Annotated in this window: 21 protein-coding genes; 13 read left to right on the forward strand and 8 right to left on the reverse strand. The window is 41.6% G+C overall.

Annotated features, from left to right (window positions below; all coding sequences use genetic code 11):
- Positions 1-12 precede the first annotated feature (12 nt).
- Both AC6RV6_RS05795 and AC6RV6_RS05800 read left to right on the forward strand, forming a co-directional pair.
- Complete coding sequence (locus AC6RV6_RS05795; protein ID WP_500239646.1) at positions 13-1,464, forward strand: MlaD family protein; 1,452 nt, start codon at positions 13-15, stop codon at positions 1,462-1,464.
- A gap of 120 nt (positions 1,465-1,584) precedes the next feature.
- On the forward strand, positions 1,585-4,104 hold the full coding sequence (locus AC6RV6_RS05800; protein WP_500239647.1) for an HAD-IC family P-type ATPase: 2,520 nt from the start codon (positions 1,585-1,587) through the stop codon (positions 4,102-4,104).
- Positions 4,105-4,153: 49 nt separating this feature from the next.
- Here the strand turns inward: AC6RV6_RS05800 and AC6RV6_RS05805 are convergent, their stop codons facing one another.
- Together AC6RV6_RS05805 and AC6RV6_RS05810 are read right to left on the reverse strand one after the other, a co-directional pair.
- Complete coding sequence (locus AC6RV6_RS05805; protein ID WP_500239648.1) at positions 4,154-4,543, reverse strand: alr0857 family protein; 390 nt, start codon at positions 4,541-4,543, stop codon at positions 4,154-4,156.
- Between the two features lie 87 nt (positions 4,544-4,630).
- On the reverse strand, positions 4,631-5,143 hold the full coding sequence (locus AC6RV6_RS05810; protein WP_500239649.1) for an HNH endonuclease: 513 nt from the start codon (positions 5,141-5,143) through the stop codon (positions 4,631-4,633).
- Between the two features lie 694 nt (positions 5,144-5,837).
- Between AC6RV6_RS05810 and AC6RV6_RS05815 the strand changes: the two genes are divergently transcribed.
- Positions 5,838-6,182 carry a hypothetical protein gene (locus AC6RV6_RS05815; RefSeq protein WP_500239650.1) on the forward strand — a complete coding sequence of 115 codons (345 nt, stop codon included), beginning with the start codon at positions 5,838-5,840 and terminating at the stop codon, positions 6,180-6,182.
- A gap of 777 nt (positions 6,183-6,959) precedes the next feature.
- Positions 6,960-10,088 (forward strand): plasmid replication protein, CyRepA1 family, encoded by a 3,129-nt coding sequence (locus AC6RV6_RS05820; protein ID WP_500239651.1) that lies wholly within the window; start codon positions 6,960-6,962, stop codon positions 10,086-10,088.
- 36 nt (positions 10,089-10,124) lie between these two features.
- On the opposite strand, the gene AC6RV6_RS05825 is transcribed toward AC6RV6_RS05820, so the two are convergent.
- Both AC6RV6_RS05825 and AC6RV6_RS05830 read right to left on the reverse strand, forming a co-directional pair.
- Positions 10,125-10,733 carry a site-2 protease family protein gene (locus AC6RV6_RS05825; protein WP_500239652.1) on the reverse strand — a complete coding sequence of 203 codons (609 nt, stop codon included), beginning with the start codon at positions 10,731-10,733 and terminating at the stop codon, positions 10,125-10,127.
- 110 nt (positions 10,734-10,843) lie between these two features.
- Entirely contained in the window at positions 10,844-11,002 is a 159-nt protein-coding gene (locus tag AC6RV6_RS05830) for a hypothetical protein (RefSeq protein WP_500239653.1), read from the reverse strand.
- Positions 11,003-11,114: 112 nt separating this feature from the next.
- Here AC6RV6_RS05830 and AC6RV6_RS05835 point away from each other — a divergent pair, with 112 nt between their 5' ends.
- The 4 genes from AC6RV6_RS05835 (at position 11,115) to AC6RV6_RS05850 (ending at position 16,134) form a co-directional block, all read left to right on the forward strand.
- Entirely contained in the window at positions 11,115-12,266 is a 1,152-nt protein-coding gene (locus AC6RV6_RS05835; protein ID WP_500239654.1) for a glycosyltransferase family 4 protein, read from the forward strand.
- A complete protein-coding gene (locus tag AC6RV6_RS05840) occupies positions 12,263-13,486 on the forward strand; it encodes a glycosyltransferase family 4 protein (protein WP_500239655.1) in 1,224 nt (407 codons plus the stop codon). Before AC6RV6_RS05835 ends, AC6RV6_RS05840 begins: the two co-directional genes overlap by 4 nt.
- 38 nt (positions 13,487-13,524) lie before the next feature.
- Positions 13,525-14,601, forward strand: coding sequence for an NAD-dependent epimerase/dehydratase family protein (locus tag AC6RV6_RS05845; RefSeq protein ID WP_500239656.1), 1,077 nt, complete (start codon positions 13,525-13,527; stop codon positions 14,599-14,601).
- Positions 14,602-14,667: 66 nt separating this feature from the next.
- The gene (locus tag AC6RV6_RS05850; protein ID WP_500239657.1) at positions 14,668-16,134 is read left to right on the forward strand and encodes a Fic family protein; all 1,467 of its coding nucleotides are present in this window, start codon (positions 14,668-14,670) and stop codon (positions 16,132-16,134) included.
- Between the two features lie 2 nt (positions 16,135-16,136).
- On the opposite strand, the gene AC6RV6_RS05855 is transcribed toward AC6RV6_RS05850, so the two are convergent.
- Entirely contained in the window at positions 16,137-17,261 is a 1,125-nt protein-coding gene (locus AC6RV6_RS05855) for a THUMP domain-containing class I SAM-dependent RNA methyltransferase (protein WP_500239658.1), read from the reverse strand.
- Between the two features lie 273 nt (positions 17,262-17,534).
- Here AC6RV6_RS05855 and AC6RV6_RS05860 point away from each other — a divergent pair, with 273 nt between their 5' ends.
- On the forward strand, positions 17,535-18,722 hold the full coding sequence (locus AC6RV6_RS05860; protein ID WP_500239659.1) for an aminotransferase class V-fold PLP-dependent enzyme: 1,188 nt from the start codon (positions 17,535-17,537) through the stop codon (positions 18,720-18,722).
- Positions 18,719-19,039, forward strand: a complete 321-nt coding sequence (locus tag AC6RV6_RS05865; RefSeq protein WP_500239660.1) for a DUF4282 domain-containing protein — start codon at positions 18,719-18,721, stop codon at positions 19,037-19,039. Before AC6RV6_RS05860 ends, AC6RV6_RS05865 begins: the two co-directional genes overlap by 4 nt.
- A 155-nt stretch (positions 19,040-19,194) precedes the next feature.
- Here AC6RV6_RS05865 and aroQ read toward each other — a convergent pair whose 3' ends face one another.
- Both aroQ and AC6RV6_RS05875 read right to left on the reverse strand, forming a co-directional pair.
- Complete coding sequence (gene aroQ, locus AC6RV6_RS05870; protein WP_500239661.1) at positions 19,195-19,662, reverse strand: type II 3-dehydroquinate dehydratase; 468 nt, start codon at positions 19,660-19,662, stop codon at positions 19,195-19,197.
- A gap of 127 nt (positions 19,663-19,789) precedes the next feature.
- Complete coding sequence (locus AC6RV6_RS05875; protein WP_500239663.1) at positions 19,790-19,933, reverse strand: hypothetical protein; 144 nt, start codon at positions 19,931-19,933, stop codon at positions 19,790-19,792.
- A 687-nt stretch (positions 19,934-20,620) separates the two neighbouring features.
- Here AC6RV6_RS05875 and AC6RV6_RS05880 point away from each other — a divergent pair.
- From AC6RV6_RS05880 to AC6RV6_RS05890, 3 genes are all read left to right on the forward strand, one after another.
- Positions 20,621-20,866 (forward strand): DUF3326 domain-containing protein, encoded by a 246-nt coding sequence (locus AC6RV6_RS05880; protein WP_500239831.1) that lies wholly within the window; start codon positions 20,621-20,623, stop codon positions 20,864-20,866.
- Positions 20,867-20,960: 94 nt separating this feature from the next.
- On the forward strand, positions 20,961-22,289 hold the full coding sequence (locus tag AC6RV6_RS05885; RefSeq protein WP_500239664.1) for a DegT/DnrJ/EryC1/StrS family aminotransferase: 1,329 nt from the start codon (positions 20,961-20,963) through the stop codon (positions 22,287-22,289).
- 340 nt (positions 22,290-22,629) lie between these two features.
- The gene (locus AC6RV6_RS05890) at positions 22,630-23,598 is read left to right on the forward strand and encodes a DMT family transporter (protein ID WP_500239665.1); all 969 of its coding nucleotides are present in this window, start codon (positions 22,630-22,632) and stop codon (positions 23,596-23,598) included.
- Between the two features lie 3 nt (positions 23,599-23,601).
- On the opposite strand, the gene AC6RV6_RS05895 is transcribed toward AC6RV6_RS05890, so the two are convergent.
- The gene (locus AC6RV6_RS05895) at positions 23,602-24,333 is read right to left on the reverse strand and encodes an SDR family NAD(P)-dependent oxidoreductase (protein WP_500239666.1); all 732 of its coding nucleotides are present in this window, start codon (positions 24,331-24,333) and stop codon (positions 23,602-23,604) included.
- Positions 24,334-24,493: the final 160 nt, after the last annotated feature.

The raw sequence follows: 24,493 nt of genomic DNA on the forward strand, positions 1-24,493 counted from the left end.
GGAAAATCAATCATGCGATCGCGGACGATACGAGAAGGATCCGTCGGCCTGTTTATCCTCATCGGTCTCGCCGTCTTCGGAACCCTAACCGTTTGGTTGCGCGGGTTGCGACTCGGAGCAGACAATTATAAAATCGAAATTGCGTTTACCAATACCAATGGCATGGCAGTAGGAGGATCTGTGCGCTATCGGGGTTACAAGGTGGGCAATATTACAAGCATTACTCCAGAAACCAATGGGGTTGTAGTAACGGTTTCTATCACTCCGCCAGACCTACTCATTCCCCAGAATTCCCGCGTAGAAACCCTACAAGCAGGATTGATTGCTGAAACGGGGATTGAAATTACTCCCCTCGAAGAACTTCCCGATCCCGCGATTTTGGCTGCTCCTCTCAGTTCTCGCTGCGATAGTACCCTTATTGTTTGCCAAGGCGATCGCATCCAAGGAGATTCGGGCATAACTTTTAATGATGCCCTTCGCGGTACTGTCAGCATGAGCAATCGCCTCAGCGATCCTGAATTTTTTGAGCAGGTTAAAGCCTTAACTGAAAATGCCAATCTTGCCGTTAAGGAATTAACGGTATTGGGAAAAGAACTCGGTTTACTCTCCCAAACCACTCGCACGCAACTGAGTACGGTGGCGCGAGCCTCAAATTCTATTACCAATGCCGCCGAATCGACGACGACTCAACTGAATGCAACAGTGGAAGAATATGGCCAGCTTGCGAGTAATCTTAATGGGGTTATCTCGGATAACCGGGCTGGCTTACAGGCAACCCTCGGGAATATCGGTCAAACGAGCGAACAATTACAACTGCTCTTAACCAATTTAAATACGACAGTCGGTGGGATCGAGACTGCCGGCACGATGCAAAATTTAGAGGAACTGACGGCGAATGCGGCGGCGGCTTCTGCCAGTCTTCGCGATATGACCAATTCTTTTAACGATCCGACGACTTTAATTACCTTGCAGCGCACCCTCAATTCTGCTCGCTCTACTTTTGAAAATGCTCAAAAAATTACCGCAGATTTGGAAGAATTAACGGGAAATCCAGAATTTCGTAACAATATTTTACGATTGGTCAATGGTTTAAGCGGTTTAGTTTCTTCGACCGAAGATTTAAGCGATCGCGTGAAAATAGCACGACAACTCGAAGCGATGCAGGAAGAAATCCCTCGGGAACAAACTGAATCCGAACCCACAAAATCGCCGGTTGCTAAAGAAACTATTCCCGATGAGGAAGAAGCGATCGCAGACGAAAATAAGAGTCAAGAATCCTCACCCGAGTTATTAGAATCCCATGAACCTCTCGATCCTGTAACGATTTTTCAAACAACATCAGTTGAGGAGACATCTGCGATCGAGAGCGATCGCATTCCTCAGATGACAGCCGAAGAATTTGCTCGAGAGATTTTTCAAACACGAACCTTTGATGATGTTGAAGAACAAAAAACGACAGATTGAAAAAATCTTTAATTAAATGCGTTAGCAATCATAAACTTTGATTCGCTTGTAATATCTATCCCTCAAAAATCCACTCAATTTATTGATAATTGTTCATCGATCGCTGTTCATTGAATAGATATGTCTACTTTTACGGGTTTAAGTGAAACTGAAGCGATCGCACTTCGCCAAGCCGGCCAAGGAAATAATGTTTCCCTCGAAACCAGTCGTTCTTATTTACAAATTCTCCAAGAGAATCTCTTTACCTTTATTAATGCTGTCTTTTTTACCCTCAGTATTTTTTTGATTGTTTTAGGGCGAGTTGGCGATGCCATATTGGTAGGCGTTGTTATTTTAGGAGGAGTTATTGTTAATGTTTTACAGGAAGTTTGGGCCAAACAAAAACTCGATCGCATTGCCTTATTAACCCGTCCGCGATCGACAGTCATTCGAGATGGAAAAGAACGCAATATCGACCCCAAGGAGATTGTTTTAGGCGATATTCTTATTGTAGAAACAGGGGATCAAATTGTCGTTGATGGGGAAATTATTGGGACAACAGGAGTTGAGGTCGATGAATCTTTACTGACAGGAGAATCCGATGCGATCGCCAAAAAAACCGGAGATACTGTCTACTCGGGTAGCATCTGTACGAGCGGAAAAACCTATTATCAAGTCACCCGAGTGGGCAAAGCCAGTTTTGCTTATCAAATGACTGCCAAAGCACGAGAATTCCGCAAAACTTACACGCCTTTACAATTAGAAATAAATTTAGTCATTCGCATTTTTCTCCTCTTGGCAACTTTCCTCTGGATTTTAGTAGGAATTTCTGTCTGGACGGGGTTTTTAACCTTTCGCGATGGAGTCCAACGAGCAGCAGTCATTGCAGGATTAGTGCCGAGTGGTTTATATTTATCGATCACTCTTGCCTATGCTTTAGGAGCCGTGCGAATGATAGGTCAAGAGGTCTTAATTCAACAAGCCAATGCTGTTGAATCTTTGAGTAATGTCGATATTCTTTGTTTAGATAAAACCGGAACTTTAACGACAAATCGGATTAACCTCGATCGCCTCGAGCCGATTGATATTTCTGAAGCAGAATTACGAGATATTTTAGGAGATTATGTTTTTAATAGTACGACCAAAAACAAAACCAGCGAGGCGATCTCTTCGGTTTATCCCGGTAGAAAACGAGTGATAAATGATGAAATTCCTTTTTCCTCAACGCGAAAATGGAGTGCGATCGCTTTTGACGATCCCCAACGACAAGGTATTTATCTCCTCGGCGCACCGGAAATGTTAAGCGATCGCACGTCTCTTAGCGAAGCAAACCAAGAAACGATTCAGACTTTAACCCAACAAGGATTGCGAGTTCTTCTCCTGATTTATCATCCCGATCTCGTCTCTTGCAATGAAACTCATTCTCTAAGCGATCGCTTAGACTTTACACCTCTAGGCATTATCAGTTTTAGCGATGAATTACGCCAAGATGCCAAAGAAACGCTAGCAGGTTTTACCAATGCAGGCATTGACTTGAAGATTATTTCTGGAGATAATCCCGATACTGTTGCTGCTCTCGCGACACAAGTGGGATTAGGGGAAGAAATTCCGATTATTTCTGGTGTAGAGTTGACCAAAATGGATAATTCTGAATTTGCTCGCGCTGCCCAGAAATATCGAATTTTTGGTCGCATTACCCCAGAACAAAAAGCAAAGTTAGTGGCAAGTTTACGCCAAGATGAGCATTATGTTGCCGCGATGGGAGATGGGGTTAATGATGTTTTAGCATTGAAAAAAGCCAACTTAGGTATTGCCATGGAAAGCGGCAGCAAAGCTACTCGCAATGCTGCTGACATTGTTCTCTTAAAAGATTCTTTTGCCTCTCTTCCTCATACTTTTTTGGAAGGGCAACGCATCCGCAACGGTATTCAAGATGTGCTGAAATTATTTATGGTGCGGGTATTTGTGGTGACTTTAATTATTTTTGCCACGGGACAAGTTTTAGGCACGTTTCCTCTATTGAATAAACATAGTGCGGTCGTGACAATTGTTGGGGTGGGATTGCCTACGATGTTTATGCCAATTTGGGCGAAAACAGGGCAGTTTCCTCAAGGGAGTATTGTGCGTTCTTTACTGAATTTTACCCTTCCCGCCACGTTAAGCATGACGTTAACGGGGTTGGGGGTGTATTTGGGGTATTTGGTGAAAAGTCTTTGGGAAGCAACAGATAGTGAAATCATGGCTTCTTTGGCGTTGGGATTGTCAGGATCGGCAAGTTTGAGTTTGTGTAATGCGATCGTGAGTTTGCAAGGAGCCTTTTTAAGCGATCGCCTTCTTGCCATTCCTCGCAGTGCTTTAGTGACAATTTTAGTGTGGTGCGGGTTGCTCTTAGTTCCCTTTCTCAAGCCCCCGACAACGGCATGGGTGGGAGGAGAACCTTTGTCAAAAGATTGGCGCTATACCGGCATTGCGATCGCACTAATCGGTTTATATTGTCTTTTGCTGACTATTCCCGTTACACGCAACTTTTTTGAACTCTCTTTGTTGAGTTGGCTGGATTATTTGCTTCTCGGTTTAATTGCCTTGGGATGGTGTTTGATTTTGCGTTATTTATGGCGGAAAAAATTATTAGATCGCTTTTTAGGAGTCAAGCTGGAGTAGTAGAGGAAGAAGGAGAATAAATTTATTCTTCCTCCTTCCTCTTTACCAATTATTCACCGGCTAAAAACGCGATGGACTCGGCTTCCTGCCAGAGTTTGAACAGAAAGAACTCGGCGCGATCGCTCATCATGGTCACGAAGATCCCTTCTTCGCTATTGGGATCGGAAACCAACCAAGTGCCATTCAAGCAAACTTCAAGATATTCCGCATCGCAAACCGCCAAAGAGAGAGCATTGTGATGTTCTCGGGTCGCCAGGGCTTCCAACTCGGCCAAGTGGGGCAGATCCGCAGGAAGCAAGAAAGAAGCCGTACTCGGCTCGACAAACAAAGGAGTTGCCGATCGCAACGCCAAAACAACTCGCGTGGCGACCCAATTTTCCATCGGTTGAGTCAAATGCTCTAAGCAAAATCCGTTTTCTGTGTAAGTCAGTTTCAACATGAGTTCTGTTTTCGATCGTGTTTCCCGGTTGGTGGGGCGATCGCGGAGGAGTGCGATCGCCGTGATTTATACGAACTTACTAACTGTTTACTGTGGGCTATTATCGCGCCAGAATTGTTCGGCGAAAGCAACGGTGGGGTGCATCGGTGCTTTGGGTTTCTGACGCAGAGGCATGGCTGCTTCTCGGGGGGTACGAGCGCCTTTTTTGGAATTACACCCTTCGCAAGCAATAACTACGTTATCCCAAACGTGTTTTCCGCCTTTAGAACGAGGAATGACGTGATCCAAGGTCAATTTGTGCTTATTCCCACAATATTGACAGGTGTGCTTGTCTCGCCGCAGGACTTCTCGCCGATTTACGGCGGGTACCTTCCAAACTCGTTCGGTTTGTGCCATCGTCAGACGGATGTGGGCGGGAACGTGCAGTTTAACGCTAGGAGAACGGACTTCCCAAAATTCGTCGCTAAACAGATCCACGGGTTCCGCTTTTCCCGTTACGAGCAAAGCGATCGCTCGGCGAATGTTAATCCGGCTCAAGGGCAAGTAGTTTTTAGAAAAGACGACCACCGATCGACTTAAAGTTTCTGTGATTCCGCTCACGGCTTTACTCCTTTTTCTGCCGTTTTTAGTTAAGTCCCCAAAACGCGAAAACCCCCGCTTTCTCTGGACTCAGAAGCGGGGGTACAAACCTAGTTGGGGTTGTGTTATTGGGGTACTGTGGGCTTTGGCCTGTACCTCCCGCTTAGTTGTTGTGGCTTTAATCCACCTAATAATCTGGTAAATAATTTTTCGTTTTCGTTGTTATGCCGATAATTTGGGCTTGGGTTGCTCATTGCACTAAAAATCTTGCGAATTGAGCTTGGGCAACTGGGAAGACCGAAAGTGCGATCGAGGGTGAATGAGGGATCTATTTGATTCGATACAATTGTATCATCTAGAAGAATGCCGCTATCTCCTATCTCTCCTCCCATTATTTCTCTGACTTCTGCGCCCACTTCTAAGGACATTCGAACGTTATTCGCGTCCGCCCAAGTGGCTAAAGTCTGAGATTTTCGCTCTCGCGTTGCCATCTGCCAATTTGTTTGGCAATGGGTGACAAGGTTGAGCGTTGATAGGGATGAGAGAAGATTCACGGATTCCTCCTGTACATGGTTCTTTTGAACTTTGCGTTCCTTTGAACTAAAGTAAATCTGAAATTTTGTTTTTGAACTCGATAGGGGTTGTCAAAACCCATCTATTACATACTACACTTGTAATATCCATCTGTCTACTATTTTTGGAGGAAATTTTTTCGATGCGTACTTTAACTCGTACTCGTACATCAACAACCGACATGGAAGTCACTAGCATTCGTCTGGAAAGAGAACTCAAGGAGAAGTTGAAGGATCTGTCAGGCAACACGGGTTATCAAGCATTGATCAGAGATGTCCTTTGGAACTACGTCCAACAAAAGTCTGGCGACTACCGACCGACGTTTTCCAAAACCGATATTCGCGCCAGTTTTGAGGCGATCGCCCAAAAAGACGAATGCTGCGTCCTAACCGGCAAAACGATACCCGAACATGCGCCCATGTTTCTGGCTCTGACCACTCACGGCGATCTCGTCCCGTTAAGCGTGGAAAGTTTATCTGCTGCTTAACATTATCGGGGGGCGAGGAATCAAAATTTAGCTAACTCGCCCTCTTCAAGAAACAGTTATCAGTCTTTTGTCACTCTGGGGAATTTCAACAAATTTCCGCCATCACAGCCAACGAAAAATCAACGTTTCACCTCGATTTGACAGAAGAGGGTTATTTATTCTGGGAGTCTTGCGATCGCAATGGTTTGATTCTTGCCAGTCTGCACGGGATAGAGATCGTTCCCTGAAGCAAAAATAAGGCACTTTCAACGTTTCGCTTATTATTTTCGTTAAACCCTTTTGACCCTGAGTGACGCGCTTCTTTTGCTGCTCTCGCGGTGTTTTGTGAACATAGGCTTGAGTATTAACCTTTTTGCCTCCGAGAGTGATTACGCCGTTGCGATAAATTCTTCCTGAGACTCCGCTTTCATCGCTTGACTCTGACGTGCTATGCTTATCCATAATGATTATGAGTTAATGTTAATCGCACCTATCCCTTAGTTGCTGCTAGGGGCTATTTTTTGGGTACATCAGAACTATAAGCGATTGCAGGAAGAAGGAGCAATTTTTGATTATAAATAATTGAGTAAGATATGAGTAATTTTGATATTACAATTGCTTTGCTCGATTGACGAGAGAACGTAGAATGTAGCGTTTTTGACATAAGGACACTACAGATAGCGTATAAAAGTAAAAAGATGCTGTATATATGGTAGGAAAGCCAGTTTGTTCTGTATAAATCTTGCTATAGTTAATTTTCCAACCAAGAACAGAAATCTAATGAGACAAGGCAAAATAATGAAAAATTTGAGTAAACAGAGAGTAAATAAGGATTGTATTGAAGCAATAAACCCTAAAAAACCTTCAAAAACTGGGGTTTATCGTACTAATGCCAATAATTATCTACAGGAATGGCAGGAGAGTTGCGTTGACGAGCAACTCATCCGCTTAAACGTTACTGCTTTAGAAGGCGATCGCCCCTATGACTACCTTTTTTATGCCGATAGCATTCCTCGGCGGAATGATGGGCGCATTGGAGAGTCTTTACTTAAGCGCTACCAACACCTTGAAAATGGAGGTTGGTGGTGTTCGGGAATCGATATTTTGACAGGAGATAATGACCTCTGGGGTTGCTTTAAACCTATTTCCCCTAGGCTTAGTTTAGAAAGACACAAGCCAATCAAGTACGAGCATCCTCCTAAAACCTCTACAGGAGTTTTTGCACTTAAAGTACCTTTTCGTCTTTGGGAGAAAATATCAGAACGCTATAACCAGCCTATTTTACCAGAAGAAATCGATCCCGAACAATCCGATTCAGGTTTTTGGCCGTGGTTGATGAAATATCCTCAGATTCCCTTATGTATTACGGAAGGCGCAAAAAAAGCAGGCGCATTGTTGACGGCGGGTTATGCCGCGATCGCACTTCCGGGAGTTAATGGAGGGTATCGCGTCCCTCGCAACGAATTCGGCGATCGCATCGGCAAAGCTAGGCTCATTCCCCAACTACAAAAACTCGCCCAAAATCAGCGTCCGATCTATATTGTCTTCGATCGCGATCGCAAACCCAACACGGTAAAAACAGTCAACGCAGCGATTCGTCAAACAGGATACTTATTAACTCAACAAGAGTGTAGAGTCAAAGTTATTACTTGGAATCCGGAATGGGGAAAAGGAGTTGACGATCTGATCTCCGAAAAAGGATTAGAAACCTTCGATCGCGCTTACGAAACTGCCCCAACTTTGGAAATGTGGAAAGCATTTGCCTTTACGCAGCTGACCCATCCTGCCCATTATCAATTTAATCGTCGCTATCTCTCCGAGCTAACAATTCCTCAAGAAGCGCGTTTAATTGGTATTAAATCTCCCAAAGGAACCGGAAAAACGCAATTTTTAGAAAGTATTGTTAAAAAAGCGATCGCCGAACAGAAATGGGTCTTAATTATCGGTCATCGCGTGCGTTTGGTGGAATCTTTATGTAAGCGCTTCGGTTTAAATTATATTACTGAAGTTCGTGGCGATCGTTCTTTAGGAATCTTAGGTTATGGCTTATGTATCGACTCCCTTCATCCCAATTCTCAAGCGCAATTTAATGCTGCAAATTGGCAAGATGGAATCGTTATTATTGATGAAGTCGAGCAAGTTCTTTGGCACGGACTCAACTCGAAAACCTGTCAAGGAAATCGTGTTGCTATTCTTAAATCTCTCAAAACATTAATGCAAAATGTTTTAGGAGGAGAAGGAAAAGTCTATGTTGCTGATGCAGATTTAACTGATGTTTCTTTAGACTATTTGATTTCTTTAGCAGGAGTTAATTTACAACCTTTTATCATTAGAAATGATTGGCAGCCCGATCGCGAAAATGCTTGGCCAATTTATCATTATTCCGACGAAGCCCCCGATCGCCTCATGGGAGACTTAGAAGCTCATATTGCAGAAGGCGGTAAACCTTTTGTCTGCCTTTCCGCTCAAAAACTGAAAAGTCAATGGGGAACGCGTAACCTAGAAGCATACTTAACAGAGAAATTTCCTAAGACCAAGATTTTGCGAATTGATTCAGAATCCCTCGCAGATCCTACTCATGACGCTTATGGCTGCATGAGCGATCTAAATACAGTGTTAAGTCATTATGATATTGTTTTAGCCAGCCCTTCCATTGAAACAGGAGTGAGTATCGATCTCAGAGGTCACTTTACTTCTGTTTGGGCGATCGCACAAGGAATTCAATCGGAAAATTCCGTGCGTCAATCCCTCGGTCGCATTCGCGACAATATTCCTCGCTATCTTTGGATCGCCTCTTTTGGCTTCAATAAAGTAGGCAATGGTTCCACTTCAATTCCAGTCTTGTTAAACTCCGGACAGCGTTTGACTCAACTCAATGTGAGATTACTGCAACAATCGGATTTTGCTGCTTTAGACGACCTAGAAACGGGATTTCAGGCTGAATCTTTGCTCTGTTGGGCTAAATTTGCCGTCCGTTTTAATGCAGCAACCTTCGAATACCGCAGAACAATTTTAACGGCTTTATTGGCAGAAGGACATCTTTTAGAGGAAAAAAAAGCAATAGAAAAGATAAAAAGAGAAGGAGAGGAAAAACAGGAGAAACCCTCAATTGATGGGTTGAAAGCGGCCATCGCAGAAGTTCGCAATCGCAACTATCAAGAAGAATGTGAAGCGATCGCTTTTGCTGCCGATATCGACGAACGAGAGTATCAATTCCTGAAAAAACAACTGGTGAAAACCTATCCTCAACGGCGCAAATTGCGAAAATACGAACTCCTCAAGCGTTACGGTATCGAGATTACGCCGGATTTGGTCGTTAAAGATGATAATGGCTGGTATGCTCAACTGCGCCTGCATTATTTTCTCACAATAGGACGACAATATTTAGCCGATCGCGATGCAGCCAAAGCAAAACAACTCCTCGAACAAGGAGAGGGAAAGATTTTTGCACCAGATTTCAATCGCTCTCAATTAGGCGCTAAAATTGGCACGATGGAAGTACTAGGAATTCCCATCCTTTTAGACCATCTCGATCGCGAATTGAGAAATAGCGATCTCGACCTCAAAGCCATGCAAAAGATAGCGATCGACAATCGTACTTTTATTAAAACAGTTTTGGGTATTGGTATTGCTAAAAATTCTAGTCCAGTTTTAATCGTGCGCCGTTTTCTCGAACAGATTGGCTACGGAGTGAATTGTATTAAATGTGAAGGAGAGCGAATGAAAAATAAGAAAACAAAGCGCATTCGAGTTTACAAAACAGATATTCCCGATGACAATCGTTTTGCGATATTCGCTCAATGGCTGAAACAGGAAGAAACTGTCTTAATTCCCAATGAACTTTTAGAAACTGTTACGATTTCTCAGCACTCAAAAAAACAGCAGGACGATCGGCAAAACCAATTCATTCAACTAAGTTTGTTTTAAACTCAACATAATACTGATTGAATATCGGTCATTTTTTTAAAAAGAAATTAACGATTTCACAACAAGATTAGCTGCATCAAATAAACCTTCAAAAAAACCGGGAACGATATAGAGGATAATTAAAGGAACAAGTGCAAATTGACTATGTTGTAACGGTTTTAATACCGGAAAAATCTCACTAAATACGCGAAACCCATCGAGAGGAGGGAAAGGAATGAGATTAAACAAAAATAGCACTAAATTGATACGAGCAGCATGATAAAGAAACTCGTAACTTAAAATCTTCCCGATCGGTAATATCAAATACAATTTAAGGAGAACAACAAACAAAATAGCTAAAGACAGATTGAGAAATGGGCCGGCTGCCGATACGAGAATCTCTCCTAGCTTAGGAGAACGAAATTTAGAAGGGTTCACGGGCATCGATCCCCAGGCAATACCAGCCAAACAGAGAAAAATGATGGATGACCAGCCCATGTGAACAATGGGATTGGGAGTCATATGGCCGCTGATTTCGGGAGTATCGTCCCCTTGACTTAAAGCAGCCCATCCGTGAGCAAGTTCGTGTAGGGTAATAGAGAGGATGAGAATTAAAACTATCCTGAAAAATAGTAGAGGGTCACTTAGTACGAGCTGAATAAACATTTTTCATCTCCTTTAGTGAGAGCATGCGAAGTCTTGAATTGAGAATTTTTGTGGTCTTTGCCTCCACAAAGCGATGGACTCTAATATTTGTTCAAGGGATATTATAAAAGCTAAAGATTAAATCCGGCAATATTATAGGCGATCGCCCTGACAACTAGAGAAACATCAAAAAATAGGAAACCCTCATCCGCAGCGATCGCGCCTTCATAGTTGACTCGGGCAACTTCTTCCCCATCGATATACAAGCGGATACTATGACCGTCAAACATTCCTGCATAATCTGAACTTACGCACAGACACTAGATGTAGTGTCTGTGCGTAAGTTCAGTCAAACTCAGCGTTTTTCCCGTAAAATAGGAAAGATCATTTCGGAGATTCCTTATGCAAGAGGAGCGCATTGCTTGGTTAGTTCCTTCCGTAGAGTTAGGTGCATACTGGCAGCCTGTTTTACAGCATTTTACCCAAGCCTTTGAGCAAACTATCTTCTATACTGGGAAAGTCTGGCCGGGTTTCGATGCGAAGATACCCGGTGCGTCGGCGATTCAAATTGTCGGGAAGGCTGACTTTGTGGAGACACAAAAGGTTGAGACGGGATACGGACGGGGATTTATTATTGTTTCCCCCAATATCATTTTTGATCTCCTCCAATATAAACCCCGAGTCGTTCTACCTCAAGCCTTTTCTTTGTGGACATTATTGAGCGTTCTTTTTAAATCTCTTGGGGGCTGGAAAATTATTTTGATTTACGATGGTAGTTCTCCGAATACCGATTTTCGGGATTCTACTTTTCGGACTATTGCCCGTCGTTGGCTGGCCAAATTTGCCGATGCTTTTGTCGCCAATAGTCACGCGGGAGAACAATATTTAATAGAAGCGCTGAACGTCCCCAAAGATAAGATTTTTATCAAAACTTACCTCGTCCCCGATATTGAAGCCTTGCAGAAGCAAATAACAACCGCAGAACGCCCAAACTTAGACGGGATGCAGCAGCCGATTTTTCTTTATGTAGGGCGAATTACCCAGCGTAAAGGATTAAAAACTCTGCTCGAGGCTTGCGGACATTTGCGATCGCGAGGCTATAACAATTACACTCTCTTAATTGTCGGCACGGGAGATCAAAAAGCAGAACTACAAGGATTAATTGAAGCAGAAGGAATTACCGACCGGATACGTTGGGAAGGTTGGGTCGAATACGGTCGTTTGGGAGCATATTTTCAACAATCGGATGTGTTTGTCTTTCCGACTTATGAGGATGTTTGGGGCATGGTCGTTCCCGAAGCAATGGTATTCGGAAAACCTGTTCTTTGTTCTCGAGGTGCTGCTGCTGCGGAGTTAATTGCCGAAGGGGAAAATGGATATATTTTTGATCCTTTAAACGCCAAAGAATTGGCCGAGAAAATGCAGTTTTTTCTCGATCGCCCAGAATTAATTGCTGCTATGGGAATGCGATCGCAAGAAATTATTGCCCGCACGACTCCCGAAACAGCAGCGCAGGGGTTTGTTGAAGTTATTTCGCAGGTATTGAACCCATGAAAATTTTACTCTCTGCTTTTGCCTGTGAACCGGGACAAGGATCTGAAGAAGGAGTCGGCTGGAATAATGCTATAGAAACAGCAAAATATCACGAAGTTTGGGTTGTAACTCGTGTGTTTTATCAAGCTGCGATCGCAGCAGAATTAGAACGCAATCCTATCCCTAATCTTCATTTTATCTATGTCGAACCTTTAGGCTGGAAGGAAAATTTTAAAGGCAGACAAGGAGGATTACAACTGCATTATTACCTCTGGCAAATCTTAGCCTATTTAGCCGCTCGCAAGCTCCATAAGCAAGTTAAACTCGATTTAACTCGTCATGTGACCTATGTTAAATTTTGGTCGCCGAGTCTGGTTTGTTTATTACCCGTGCCGTTTATTTGGGGACCGATTGGAGGCGGAGAAGCGGCCCCAAAACCTTTTTGGCGAGACTTTAGTTTTAAGGCTAAACTATACGAAACTGCACGAGATATTGCTCAAAGAATAGGCGAATTCGATCCACTTACCCGCATTACGGCAAAACGTAGTATATTTACTCCCGTCACTACCGAAGACACCGCCCAACGAGTTCGCAAAATGGGGGCAAAAAATGTCCAAATTTTCTCCGAAGCAGGGTTATCGGAAGAGGAAATCGAGACTTTAGCACAATCTCCCTCACCTCCAGACTCTCCCATCCGTTTTATTAGTATGGGTCGCTTTTTACACTGGAAAGGTTATCATTTATCTGTGCAAGCATTTGCAAGGGCAAATCTCACTCATGCCGAATATTGGCTGTTAGGAGATGGACCCGAACGGAGTAATCTAGAAGCAATGGCGCAAGAATTAGGCATTGAATCACAAATTAAATTTTGGGGTAGAGTGCCGCGATCGCAAAGTTTGCAACTTCTCGGTCAATCTCATGTTTTAGTGCATCCCAGTTTACACGATTCTGGCGGCTGGACTTGCTTAGAAGGCATGGCATCAGGTCGTCCCATCCTCTGCTTGGCTTTGGGAGGACCCAATACTCAAGTCACTCCCGAAACAGGGATTAAAATCCCTGCGATCGACCCCGATCGCACTGTGGAAGGACTCGCAGAAGCCATGATTCGCTTAGCGAATGATAAAATGTTGCGCGATCGCCTTGGTCAAGCTGGCAAGCAACGAATTCGGGATGTTTTTACATGGTCTGCTAAAAGTGAGTTTCTCAATCAAATATATCGAGATGCAATTGTCAATCAGTAACGAGTAACAACCAACAACTAACAACAAATAACCAAATTATGTCTATTGCAATTATTACAGGTTCTGCGGGTTTAATTGGTTCGGAAGCCTCGAGATTTTTTGCTTCTCAAGAATTAGAAATTGTCGGTATTGATAACGATATGCGACGAGTTTTCTTTGGTGATGAAGCTTCGACGACATGGAATCGCCAACGATTGGAAAAAGACTTAGGAAAAAAGTATACTCATGTTGCCGCAGATATCCGCGATCATGAGGCGATCGAAAATCTTTTCCAACAATACGGAAAGAATATTGTTCTCATTATTCATACTGCCGCACAACCTTCTCATGATTGGGCTGCCCGAGATCCACACATGGATTTTAGCGTCAATGCTAACGGAACTTTAAATTTATTAGAAGCCACTCGCAATCATTGTCCAGAAGCTACTTTTATTTTTACTTCGACTAACAAAGTTTATGGCGATACTCCTAATCGTTTGCCATTAATTGAAAAGGAAATGCGCTGGGAAATCGATCCGACTCATACTTATATCAATGGCATTCGTGAAGATATGTCTATTGACCATACAACTCATAGTTTATTCGGTGCGTCCAAGGTTGCAGCAGATATTTTAGTGCAAGAATACGGTCGTTATTTTGACATAAAAACCGCTTGTTTTCGCGGCGGCTGCCTCACAGGTCCCAATCATTCAGGAACGCAGCTTCATGGATTTTTAGCCTATTTAATGAAATGTGCGGCGACGGGTAAACCTTATACAATTTTTGGCTATAAAGGCAAGCAAGTGCGAGACAATATTCATAGTGCCGATCTTATTAATGCCTTCTATGAATTCTTTAAAGCACCGCGAGTTTCAGAAGTCTATAATACCGGAGGAGGGCGATATAGTAATTGTTCCATGTTAGAGGCCGTGCAGTTATGTCAAGACATTACAGGACGAGAATTTAAACCAGAATATTCCGACCAAAATCGCATCGGCGATCATATTTGGTGGATCAGCGATAATAGTCGCTTTTCAGAACATTATCCCAATTGGAAAATGAAATATAATGTTCCTAAAATCTTGCAAGAAATTTATGAGTTCAATAAAGAACGATGGGCAAAAAAATTAGAATAAAAGACAAAAATAAGATCGATTTTTTTCTACATACTCTCCTTCATTGATAATTTTCTCTCAATCAATATGCACTGGAAACCAATAGAAAATTTAACAACTGATTGGAAAGAACTTGCAAGTGATGAATTACCACCTCTAGTCAAGGTTTGGGAAGAACAATCAGAACGTCTCAAGGACTCGGGTGAGTATAGAACCTTTATGGAAAGGTTATGTCGGGAAATCGCGATCGAGACTGGAATCATCGAACGTTTATATACTCTCGATCGCGGGATTACTCGCTTATTAATCGAACAAGGTATTAATGAGGCTTTAATCCCACATGGAACAACCGATCGCCCGGTCAAACAGGTTATTTCCCTTATTCAAGATCAACAAACGGCTGTAGAAGGATTATTTGATTTTGTTGGAAGACAAAGACAATTATCGACATTTTATATTAAACAATTACATCAGCTTTTAACACAAAATCAAAAGAGTACCGAAGCATTAGTTCCAACCACTGGACAAATTATTAATATCTCTCTCATTAGTGGGAACTGGAAACAACAACCCAATAATCCTATGCGATCTGATGGTTCGATTTATGAATATTGTCCTCCCGAACAAGTTGCTTCGGAAATGGATAATCTCGTACAATGGCATCATCAACATCAAGAAAACAAAATTCCCCCTGAAATTGAAGCTGCTTGGCTGCATCATCGTTTCACGCAAATCCATCCATTTCAAGATGGAAATGGTCGAGTAGCACGCTGTTTGGCAAGTTTAGTTTTTATTCAAGCAAAATGGTTTCCTTTAATTGTTACTCGCGACGATCGTGCAGTTTATATTACCGCATTAGAACAAGCCGATCGCGGCAATCTATTGGGTTTGATTCAACTATTCTCAAAAAGTCAAAAGCAAGCCTTCATCAATAGTCTTAGCTTGTCCGAACAAATTTTATCGGAATCACGACGAACTCAAGTGATTATTGCTGCAGTTGCTGATAAACTCAAACGCGGACAGTCAGAAACTCTTCAAGAACGTTACCACAAAGTTGAATCTTTCTCAGATCGCTTGTATAGAATAGCTTACGAACGTTTGGAAAATATTGTTGAGGAGATTAAACTATCTTTGCAAAATATCACTAATGATTTTCAAGTGTTTACAATTTCATCTCCAGTTGATAATTCTAAATCTCATTATCACCGCTATCAAGTTGTAGAAACTGCTAAACAGTTAGAATATTTCGCTAATATTAATCCATATCATGATTGGTTGAAATTGATTATTAATGTTCGATCTGTCACTATAATTTTGTTATCTTTTCATGTTATTGGTCGTGAATATCGCGGCCTACTTGCTTGCTCTGTCTGTGCATATAATAGAGATAATACTGAAGAAGGCGACCGAAATATTAGCGAAATTCAGTCTTTAACAGATACACCTTTTCAATTTTCTTATGCTGATGAAGAAAGCAACTTAGTAATGCGTTTTCAAAAATGGCTTGAAGAAGCATTAGTAAATGGTTTAGAATACTGGAATAATAGTCTTTAAGATTAATACAACTCATACTTTAATAAGGTGCAAGCTAAAGAACCATTATAAACCGGAAAGCGTCGAGATGCTTTTAAACCCACCTTTTTTGCAAGTTCTTTATTGCCAGTCAAAATATAAGCCGTCCAACCTGTAAAACGTTGTTTGAAAATATCTCCCAATTGTTTATAAAATCCCTCCAGTTTTTTCACTTCTCCGAGGCGCTTTCCATAAGGAGGATTGCAAAGAATAATTCCTTTCTCGCAAGGAGGATGAATTTGAGAAAAATCTTGAATTGAAAATTGAACCCGATCGCGCAACTTACAAGCATCTGAATTTTCCCGGGCCTGTTGAATCAATTCTGAAGCGCGATCGCTCCCTAAAATTGGTGCGGGAAGTTCGGATAACTGCTGTTCTTTTGCTTCCTTAACTAATTTCTGCCACAGTATCGGCTCGTAATCCTTCCATGTTTGAAAAGCAAAGCGATCGCGAAACAAACCCGGAGCAATATTTAAGGCTTTTAATCCTGCTTCTAAAGGTAGCGTCCCAGAGCCGCATAAAGGGTCAAAAAAAGCAATTTCTCCGGTATATTCCGCCATTTCTAATAATGCGGCCGCTAGAGTTTCTTTTAATGGTGCCAACCCAACAGCCGGACGATAGCCGCGACGGTGCAAGCTATCTCCCGAACTATCCAAACTGAGAATACCGCGATCGCGATAAACGTGCAAATTAAGTGAAAGATCGGGATTTTTAATATCAACGCTGGAGCGCCTACCCCATTCTTGACGCTGGCGATCCGAGATCGCATTCTTCACCTGCAAAGCGGTAAAATGAGTGTGATTGAGTTGTTGATTTCCTCCCGTACAATGAACGGCTAAAGTATTATCCGGTGTTAAATATTCTTGCCAATCAATATCTCGAACAGCTTGATACAATTGTTGAGAATTTTGACAGGGAAACTCAGCGATCGGCATGAGAACGCGAAAAATTATTCTTCCCCATAAATTGACCTTGTAGAGTAGTTCTCGATCGCCAACAAAATGTACCCCGGTAAAATCCGGACTCACTTCTGTTGCACCTAAATTCTCTAACTCTCGGGCGGCGATCGCTTCCAATCCTCGCGCTACAGTGGCAAAATAGCGAGTCATTGCATCATTTTGTAACAATATCTTGCATTGTACAGGAGGATAAAAAAAAATAACTTTGAAGAATAGTCACTCTGTAGAAATCACCGCTCCACAGCCTTTGAGTCTCTGTGATAAATTAAAAAGCGATCGGAGAAAATTTACCGATTTTACCAAACCATCCCGATCCACCACAACCCGATCGGAATTTACTTAAAGAATATTGTTCTTAGCTAAGATAAACTGGACTGAACTAAGAACTTCCCATTCTTTTTACTTCTTTTCAACTGTAACAATATGACCGCGACTTCTGCCCCAGATTCTTTAAAACAACACCGACAGAATTTCCCTTCCCTTGCCAATAAAGCCTATTTTAACTTTGGCGGCCAAGGGCCGATGCCGAGAATGGCACTCGATGCGATTTATAAGGCCTACGAATACACGCAAAATCAAGGTCCTTTTTCTGCTCAAGTCAATAGTTGGCTCATGCAGGAATCAGCACTCACTCGAGAAGCTCTGGCAAGAGAATTAGGCACGAAGTCAGCAAATATTACGCTAACCGAAAATGTAACAGCAGGCTGCAATATCGTCTTGTGGGGTATTGATTGGCAAGAAGGCGATCGCATTCTTATCACGGATTGCGAGCATCCGGGGGTCATTGGAGCCGTTAAAGAAATTGCTCGTCGTTTTAAAGTGAAAGTAACAACCTGTCCGATCGCGGCAACCCTCAACCGTGGCAACCCTTCTGTGGTCATCGAGCAGCATTTACACCCCGCTACTCGCTTGTTTATCATGTCTCACTTATTATGGAACACGGGACAAGTTTTACAGTTGGGGGAAATTGTCGAAATTTGTCGCAATTATCAAAGCAATCGTCCGGTACAAATCCTCGTCGATGCAGCACAATCAGCAGGCTCTATGCCTTTAAATTTGGATGAATTGGGAGTAGATTTTTATGCGTTTACAGGACATAAATGGATGTGCGGCCCTGCAGGTGTAGGAGGGCTTTATGTTGGTTCAGAAGCGTTGGATACTTTAAGTCCAACTTTTATCGGCTGGCGAGGTGTCGTAGTCGATAGCAGTACGGGAATGCCTACGGGTTGGCAACCCGACGGACGCAGATTTGAAGTAGCAACCTCTGCTTATCAACAGTATGTCGGATTGCGAGCAGCACTAGCAGTTCACCATAAATGGGGGGATGCCGAGGCACGTTACATGCAAACCTGCCAAAATGGCCAATATTTGTGGCAGGGACTCTCAATTTTACCGAATATTAATTGCTTGCGAAATGCCCCTCCAGAATCAGGGATTGTTTCCTTCCAACTCAAGGGAAATATCAGTCACAAACAATTAGTACAAGCATTAGAGCAACAGGGATTTTTTCTGAGAACGCTTGCTAATCCCGATTGTATTCGAGCCTGCGTGCATTATTTTACCCTGCCGTCGGAAATGGATCAGCTAATTAAAGTTTTGGGAAGTTTGTGATCGCAAGAAAAGTCAAGAATGATGCGATCGCAAAAGAAAAAAGAGCTATCGCATCATTTTTAGCACTTAAGATTGTTAGTTTACTTTATGGACTGGGTATTGGCATTGCCGGAATAATTGCTATTGCAATTATTATTGGTGGATTTTCTCAGGGTAGCATTCAAGGAATTGCCGCATTCATTATCGCCCCAATCGCCTTTTTCCTGTATGTTATCCTCATTAGGATTAGTTTAGAAGCCTTTATTGCTTCTATTCGGACAGCAGAAAATACAGGACGAATTTATGACCACATGAGACGTACTGACGAAAATATATAGAGAGTACCTAATCTCTACTCTCCAAGTTTTCAAGTTCTCTCATTTTTCTGCATAGATGACGGGACTCCTATAAAAAATTGCGATCGCACTACTTTTCTGTTGCGATAAAAATAAGATGATTTAATGCAAAAATCTTTCTTCCTTATTCTCGATTTTTATGCTCTATTTTGCCGAAGATGCTCAACAATCGCAGATAATCCCCAACGATAACTATTTGCCCCAAAACCACTAATCTGACCGATCGCAACGGGGGCAATATAAGAATGATGGCGAAATTCTTCCCGTTGATAAATATTACTCAAATGGATTTCTACGGTGGGAAGTTTGACTCCTGCGATCGCATCTCGCAAAGCGATACTGGTATGGGTATAAGCCCCAGCGTTAATCATCAGTCCGTGTTTCTCTTCCCCAGCACGATGAATAGTATCAACTAATGCCCCTTCATGGTTGGACTGATAGCATTCTACCGTGGCTTTTAATATCTCGGCTTCGCGCTCTAGCATCGCATTAATTTCAGCGAGAGTCGCTAACCCATAAAAACTTGGCTCTCGCTTGCCCAAAAGATTTAGATTTGGACCATGCAGAACCAAGATATTCAAAATATCTACAGTTTCAGAACGCATTTTTCCAATGCCAGTTAAGTGAATAGTGCCAAAAATGCGAACAGGTGAAAATTATATTATTTTCACTAAGGCTATTTTTAGCAACACCCTTAATATCGAAAATATCTAGCAAAATTATCTCGCTAGATTATCTTGCAGATCTTCTGGGGGGATCGTTCGTAGGAATTGGAATTAACTCGGGTTCGGGTTCGACTTCTGGTCCCAAGAGGGTTTCAACGACGCGACGCGCCCATTCTTTAAGCTTTTCCAAAACCTTGTCTAAATAGTCCATCGAACAGAATGCTCCTGTGAGACTGAACTGAATATTTTTAACTGATATTGAGGTAAAAGTAGCAATTCCTTCAGAGTAAAATAATTGACTCTATGTTGTTTGCTTGTTTTACCATTTTGTTTTTTTGCTAGATCCTGCTGAATTCTTTAGATCTAAATACTAGATTATCACAAGAACTTGAAAGTCAGCAACCCCAACATCCCAGATAGCAGCAAAGCCGTGGTTCTCCTATTCGGGGGCAAAAAAGAAAAAGCCGAAAAGGTTGTTGTTTCGGTTTCCTTTCGCGATCCTTTCCAGAGTGCCAGCATGATATCCGCATTCACCTAGCCTTCCATCGAAATGAACCTAAAGACAAAAAACTGGGCTTTGGGATATAGATCCCAAAGCCCAGTTTTTGCATCACACCAAGAAAACGACGTTCTTCACCTTCAAGAAACAACAAAAATTCTCAATAATGAAGAAAATCACAAATTTTGTCTCACTTATTATTTGAATTTTGTCTGTAGCTCTCGATACAAATATTAGATGTATTTTTCCCACTTCAACAGAAAAAACAAAAATAATAACATAAACTTTAACTTTGTGCAAAATAATGCTCTTTTGGGAATATTAATTCATTTTTATTCTTGACATTTTATCGTTGTTAATGTTATGAAAATAAAAAGATATTATTAGGGTGGCAAACGAATTGGCGTAGAGAATATTTCAGCAGTTGTCATGCCAGAAACAACAGTAGAAAATATTTCTTTCTTTGCCAGTTTAGATCAAAATATTCCGATTATTCTGGTCAAAAATCCAACTCAATATAATATCACGCCAGAATGCTTGCAAATTGATACGAAGAAACGCAAGATATACACGGTAAACAGTTATATGAAGGCATCTGGTTTACTCTTGGCATTGCGTAATGGTATCGTACCGGAAGCCACGTAACGTCCTTTATCCGAACTTCAACCTATTTTTCTCGAAGAGAGCAAAACCTAAAAATAATCTGTACTCAATACTGCAAATCTAAGTTTGGATAACGATGAATCAACTTTCTTCTGCCTATGAGGTCATTGAATCTCATAATCAGAGCATTCAGGTTAGTCTTTATACTCCAGCGCATCAAGGTATTGCTCGTCAGAGCGATCGCTTGAGCCAAGAAATATATCGTTATGACGTTCCCTTTTTAACTCGTCCTCGCACGGAGGGAGTCGAACAGCATTTTTCTCGATTATACGGAACAAAACATACTTTTGCACTAACTGGAGGCGGCACTCAAGGAATATTAACAGCTTGTGCCTTATTGGGAGCTTGTTATCAGAAGGTGGCGATCGCGGCAAACATTCATATTTCAACGATTAATGGCATTATTTTAACGGGATTAGAACCTCACATTATTCCTTCTCGATCTTGGATGCCGACGACGGAGGAAACAATTGCAGCTCTAGAAGCAAGCAATGTTTCGGCTTTGCTGCTCACTCATCCCAGTTATGAAGGCATCACCCTCGATCTAGTTCGGATCGCCGCTTATTGTCGCCAACGCGATATTGTTTTAGCGATCGACGAAGCCCATGGTAGTCATTTTCCCTTTCTCGACGATCGATGGCAATCCGCGATCGCCGTCAATGCGGATATCGTGACTCACAGCATGCACAAGTATACGGGAAGTTTAGTGCAAACGGCCTTGTTGCATTTGCCCGAGGGGTCGAGATTTACGCGGGAAGAGACAATGAGCGCGTTATCCTTATTTGAAACGACCACGCGCAGCAATCTGCTCCTGTTGAGTTTGGAAAATGCTATCGAGTACGGATTTACAGATAAAGGAAGAACACTATTCGAAAAAAATATTCTGGAATGCGATCGCCTGCGCGCCCAACTGGATCGCTATGGCTCGGTTTTGACCTACAATCGTAACGTTTGCGATCCCCTGAAAATTTATTTACAGAGCGATCGCGTAACAGGAGAGGGATTAGAAGAGCTTTTGTATGAGCGAGGGATTGATGGAGAATATGCCGAGGAAGAAGGTGTATTATTGATTTTCTCTTTCAACCACGATCGCCAACATTTTCAGCTTCTCAGCCAAGTTTTTGCCGATCTCGTTTCCATTCTGACCGAAAAACCCGCAGGAGTCTCCCGAGGAGATTTTCCGCTTTGTCGCCATCTTCAAATGAGAATGTTGCCCAAAAATGCGTTTTTTGCTCCCAAAGAAAAACTGGTTCTTGGGGATGCGATCGGCAAAACTAGCAGTTGTTGTATTAAGAAAGTTCCTCCCGGAATTCCCGTGCTAATCCCCGGGGAAAAAATTACGCAATGGCATTTAAAAAATTTGCCCAGCGATACCTCTATCTCTACTGTCAAAAATTCAAAATAATATTTCCTTAAAAAACGATTATAGTTTTGCTGATAGATAGATAATGATTAGGTGTATCTCAAATTTGTAAATTTATAATTCAGGTAATAAAAGAAAACTTCTCGATTATGGAACAAGAATCCTGCTTGTTTGAGAATTATATCAAATTACCCACGGGCAAGATGCCTATTCCACAGTAAAATAGAAAAAATATTCTCTTCGGGATTAGATATTTTTGAAAAACTGAGATACACCCTAATGATTGAATACTTTTCACCTTGAAATCCTTTTTTCAAGTCTATTTAAACTACTTTTATCCCAGTTAAATAAAGATTTTTTAATTCTTTTGTATTCTCTTCTCATGCAAAGCAAACAGAATTCTGAACAAAGCGTATTTACATTGAGTTTCTTCAGTTTATTGTTGGGCGTTTTGTTTCTTTCCGCAGCCGCAATTTTGATTCGCTTAAGTGAAGATAAAATTGGAATTAGTACGACTCTGTTTAATCGTCTTTGGATTGCGACAATTTTTTTAGGATTTTGGCATCAAATCATTGGTTTAATTCAGCGATCGCCTTCTCAAGAAAATCCTCAATCTGAAAATAAAATAATCGATCATTTTGGACTTTTGTTCCTTGTAGTAATTATTGATTTAATCTGTATTCTTTTTTGGGCTTGGTCTTTAACGCAAACGACAATTGCTAATTCTAATTTGCTTCATAACCTAACTCCTATTTTTGTAACTCTTGGAGGATGGCTATTTTTAAATCAATCTTTTAGTCCTCAGTTTGTAGCGGGTATTGTTTTAGCTTCAATTGGATCCGGGGCGATCGCTTTCTCTGATTTTCAATTTGGTAGTCAATATATAATCGGTGATAGTGTGGCTTTAAGTTCTGCGATACTGTACGGTATTTGCTATCTTATTTACGAAAAGCTCAGACAAAAATTTTCTGCAACCACTTTAATGTTTTGGACTTGCCTAATTCAGAGTATTTTGCTTTTCCCTTTTGTACTTTTTACAGAGTCTCAAATTTTTCCTTCATCTTGGTCAGAATGGCTCATAGTTATTTGTTTGGGAGTATTTTGTCAAGGCTTAGGTCATTTGATTTTACTTCATAGTTTTAAGGAATTTTCCGCAGTATTTGTTTCACTGCTCCTCTTACTCGATCCTGTTTTAACTGCAATTTTTGCAGGCATTATTTTTGCCGAAAAATTGAGTTATCTGAATTGGATTGCTTTTGGGATCGTTTTATTAGGAATCTACTTGGCAAAATCTAGCCAGAATGAAAAAACAACAGCAAGCAAGCAACTCCATTTAGAGCGAGATTTTTAACATTTAATATTCCCAACCTCCCGATAGAGGCACCAAAGAACCTGTCAAATAGGGTGGACTTTCCAGAATTAACCATTTAATTGTTTCTACAATCTCATCAATACGACATAATCGAGCAGCCGGTATTGCTTGTAGAAACCTCTCTCTGCTTTCTGGTAAAAGAGCCGAATCATCGACAGCACCCGGACAAATTGAATTAACTCGAACTCCAAAACGCGCAAATCGAGTGGCAAAAGATTTAGTTAAGAGAACGACACCGGCTTTTGCCGTACAATATCCAACAGAGACTTCACGAGGCTTTAAATATTCAGAACCAGCAAAGGAAAAATTAATAATATGTCCTTGGGATTGAATGAGATAATCTTTGGAAAAATAGATTGTATTAAAAACAACATTAAGATTTAGTTCCAGAGTAGATTTCCATTCTTGAGGTGTGAGTTCAAAAATATCCCGAGATTCAAAGGGTCCTGTATTATTAATCAAAACATCTATTCGTCCAAAAGTGTTAATGGTTTGTTGGACAATTTTTTGTGCTTCTTCTTCCTGCATCAGATTTCCCTGTAGAAGTTTGACCCGCACTCCATTTTTTTCCGCTTTTTCTTTTAAAGATTGGGCCGCTAAATCATTCTTCAAATAGTGAGCAGCAAGATCGTATCCATTCTCGGACAGCATTAAAGAAATTCCTTGTCCGATATCCGAGGTCGAACCAATGACCAACGCTATTTTTTGATTCATAGAAAACTCTCATACCAATTCTAAGTGAGGTCACATTCCCCTAATGCCACTATAACAATGCTTTACACCTTTGCTTTACACCTTTTCATTAAGTGCAGCTTTACATAGAATTGGTATAAGTCAAGAAGATAAAGAAAAGTTAATTGATTTAGACTGATAA

This window comes from Spirulina sp. LEGE 11439, assembly GCF_059821285.1.

Bases quoted from the DNA above. Each gene is read 5' to 3' on its own strand.
- AC6RV6_RS05795 (WP_500239646.1), top strand. From the start codon at position 13: ATGCGATCGCGGACGATACGAGAAGGATCCGTCGGCCTGTTTATCCTC.
- AC6RV6_RS05800 (WP_500239647.1), top strand. From the start codon at position 1,585: ATGTCTACTTTTACGGGTTTAAGTGAAACTGAAGCGATCGCACTTCGC.
- AC6RV6_RS05805 (WP_500239648.1), bottom strand. From the start codon at position 4,543: ATGTTGAAACTGACTTACACAGAAAACGGATTTTGCTTAGAGCATTTG.
- AC6RV6_RS05815 (WP_500239650.1), top strand. From the start codon at position 5,838: ATGCGTACTTTAACTCGTACTCGTACATCAACAACCGACATGGAAGTC.
- AC6RV6_RS05820 (WP_500239651.1), top strand. From the start codon at position 6,960: ATGAAAAATTTGAGTAAACAGAGAGTAAATAAGGATTGTATTGAAGCA.
- AC6RV6_RS05825 (WP_500239652.1), bottom strand. From the start codon at position 10,733: ATGTTTATTCAGCTCGTACTAAGTGACCCTCTACTATTTTTCAGGATA.
- AC6RV6_RS05830 (WP_500239653.1), bottom strand. From the start codon at position 11,002: ATGTTTGACGGTCATAGTATCCGCTTGTATATCGATGGGGAAGAAGTT.
- AC6RV6_RS05835 (WP_500239654.1), top strand. From the start codon at position 11,115: ATGCAAGAGGAGCGCATTGCTTGGTTAGTTCCTTCCGTAGAGTTAGGT.
- AC6RV6_RS05840 (WP_500239655.1), top strand. From the start codon at position 12,263: ATGAAAATTTTACTCTCTGCTTTTGCCTGTGAACCGGGACAAGGATCT.
- AC6RV6_RS05845 (WP_500239656.1), top strand. From the start codon at position 13,525: ATGTCTATTGCAATTATTACAGGTTCTGCGGGTTTAATTGGTTCGGAA.
- AC6RV6_RS05850 (WP_500239657.1), top strand. From the start codon at position 14,668: ATGCACTGGAAACCAATAGAAAATTTAACAACTGATTGGAAAGAACTT.
- AC6RV6_RS05855 (WP_500239658.1), bottom strand. From the start codon at position 17,261: ATGACTCGCTATTTTGCCACTGTAGCGCGAGGATTGGAAGCGATCGCC.
- AC6RV6_RS05860 (WP_500239659.1), top strand. From the start codon at position 17,535: ATGACCGCGACTTCTGCCCCAGATTCTTTAAAACAACACCGACAGAAT.
- aroQ (WP_500239661.1), bottom strand. From the start codon at position 19,662: ATGCGTTCTGAAACTGTAGATATTTTGAATATCTTGGTTCTGCATGGT.
- AC6RV6_RS05875 (WP_500239663.1), bottom strand. From the start codon at position 19,933: ATGGACTATTTAGACAAGGTTTTGGAAAAGCTTAAAGAATGGGCGCGT.
- AC6RV6_RS05885 (WP_500239664.1), top strand. From the start codon at position 20,961: ATGAATCAACTTTCTTCTGCCTATGAGGTCATTGAATCTCATAATCAG.
- AC6RV6_RS05890 (WP_500239665.1), top strand. From the start codon at position 22,630: ATGCAAAGCAAACAGAATTCTGAACAAAGCGTATTTACATTGAGTTTC.
- AC6RV6_RS05895 (WP_500239666.1), bottom strand. From the start codon at position 24,333: ATGAATCAAAAAATAGCGTTGGTCATTGGTTCGACCTCGGATATCGGA.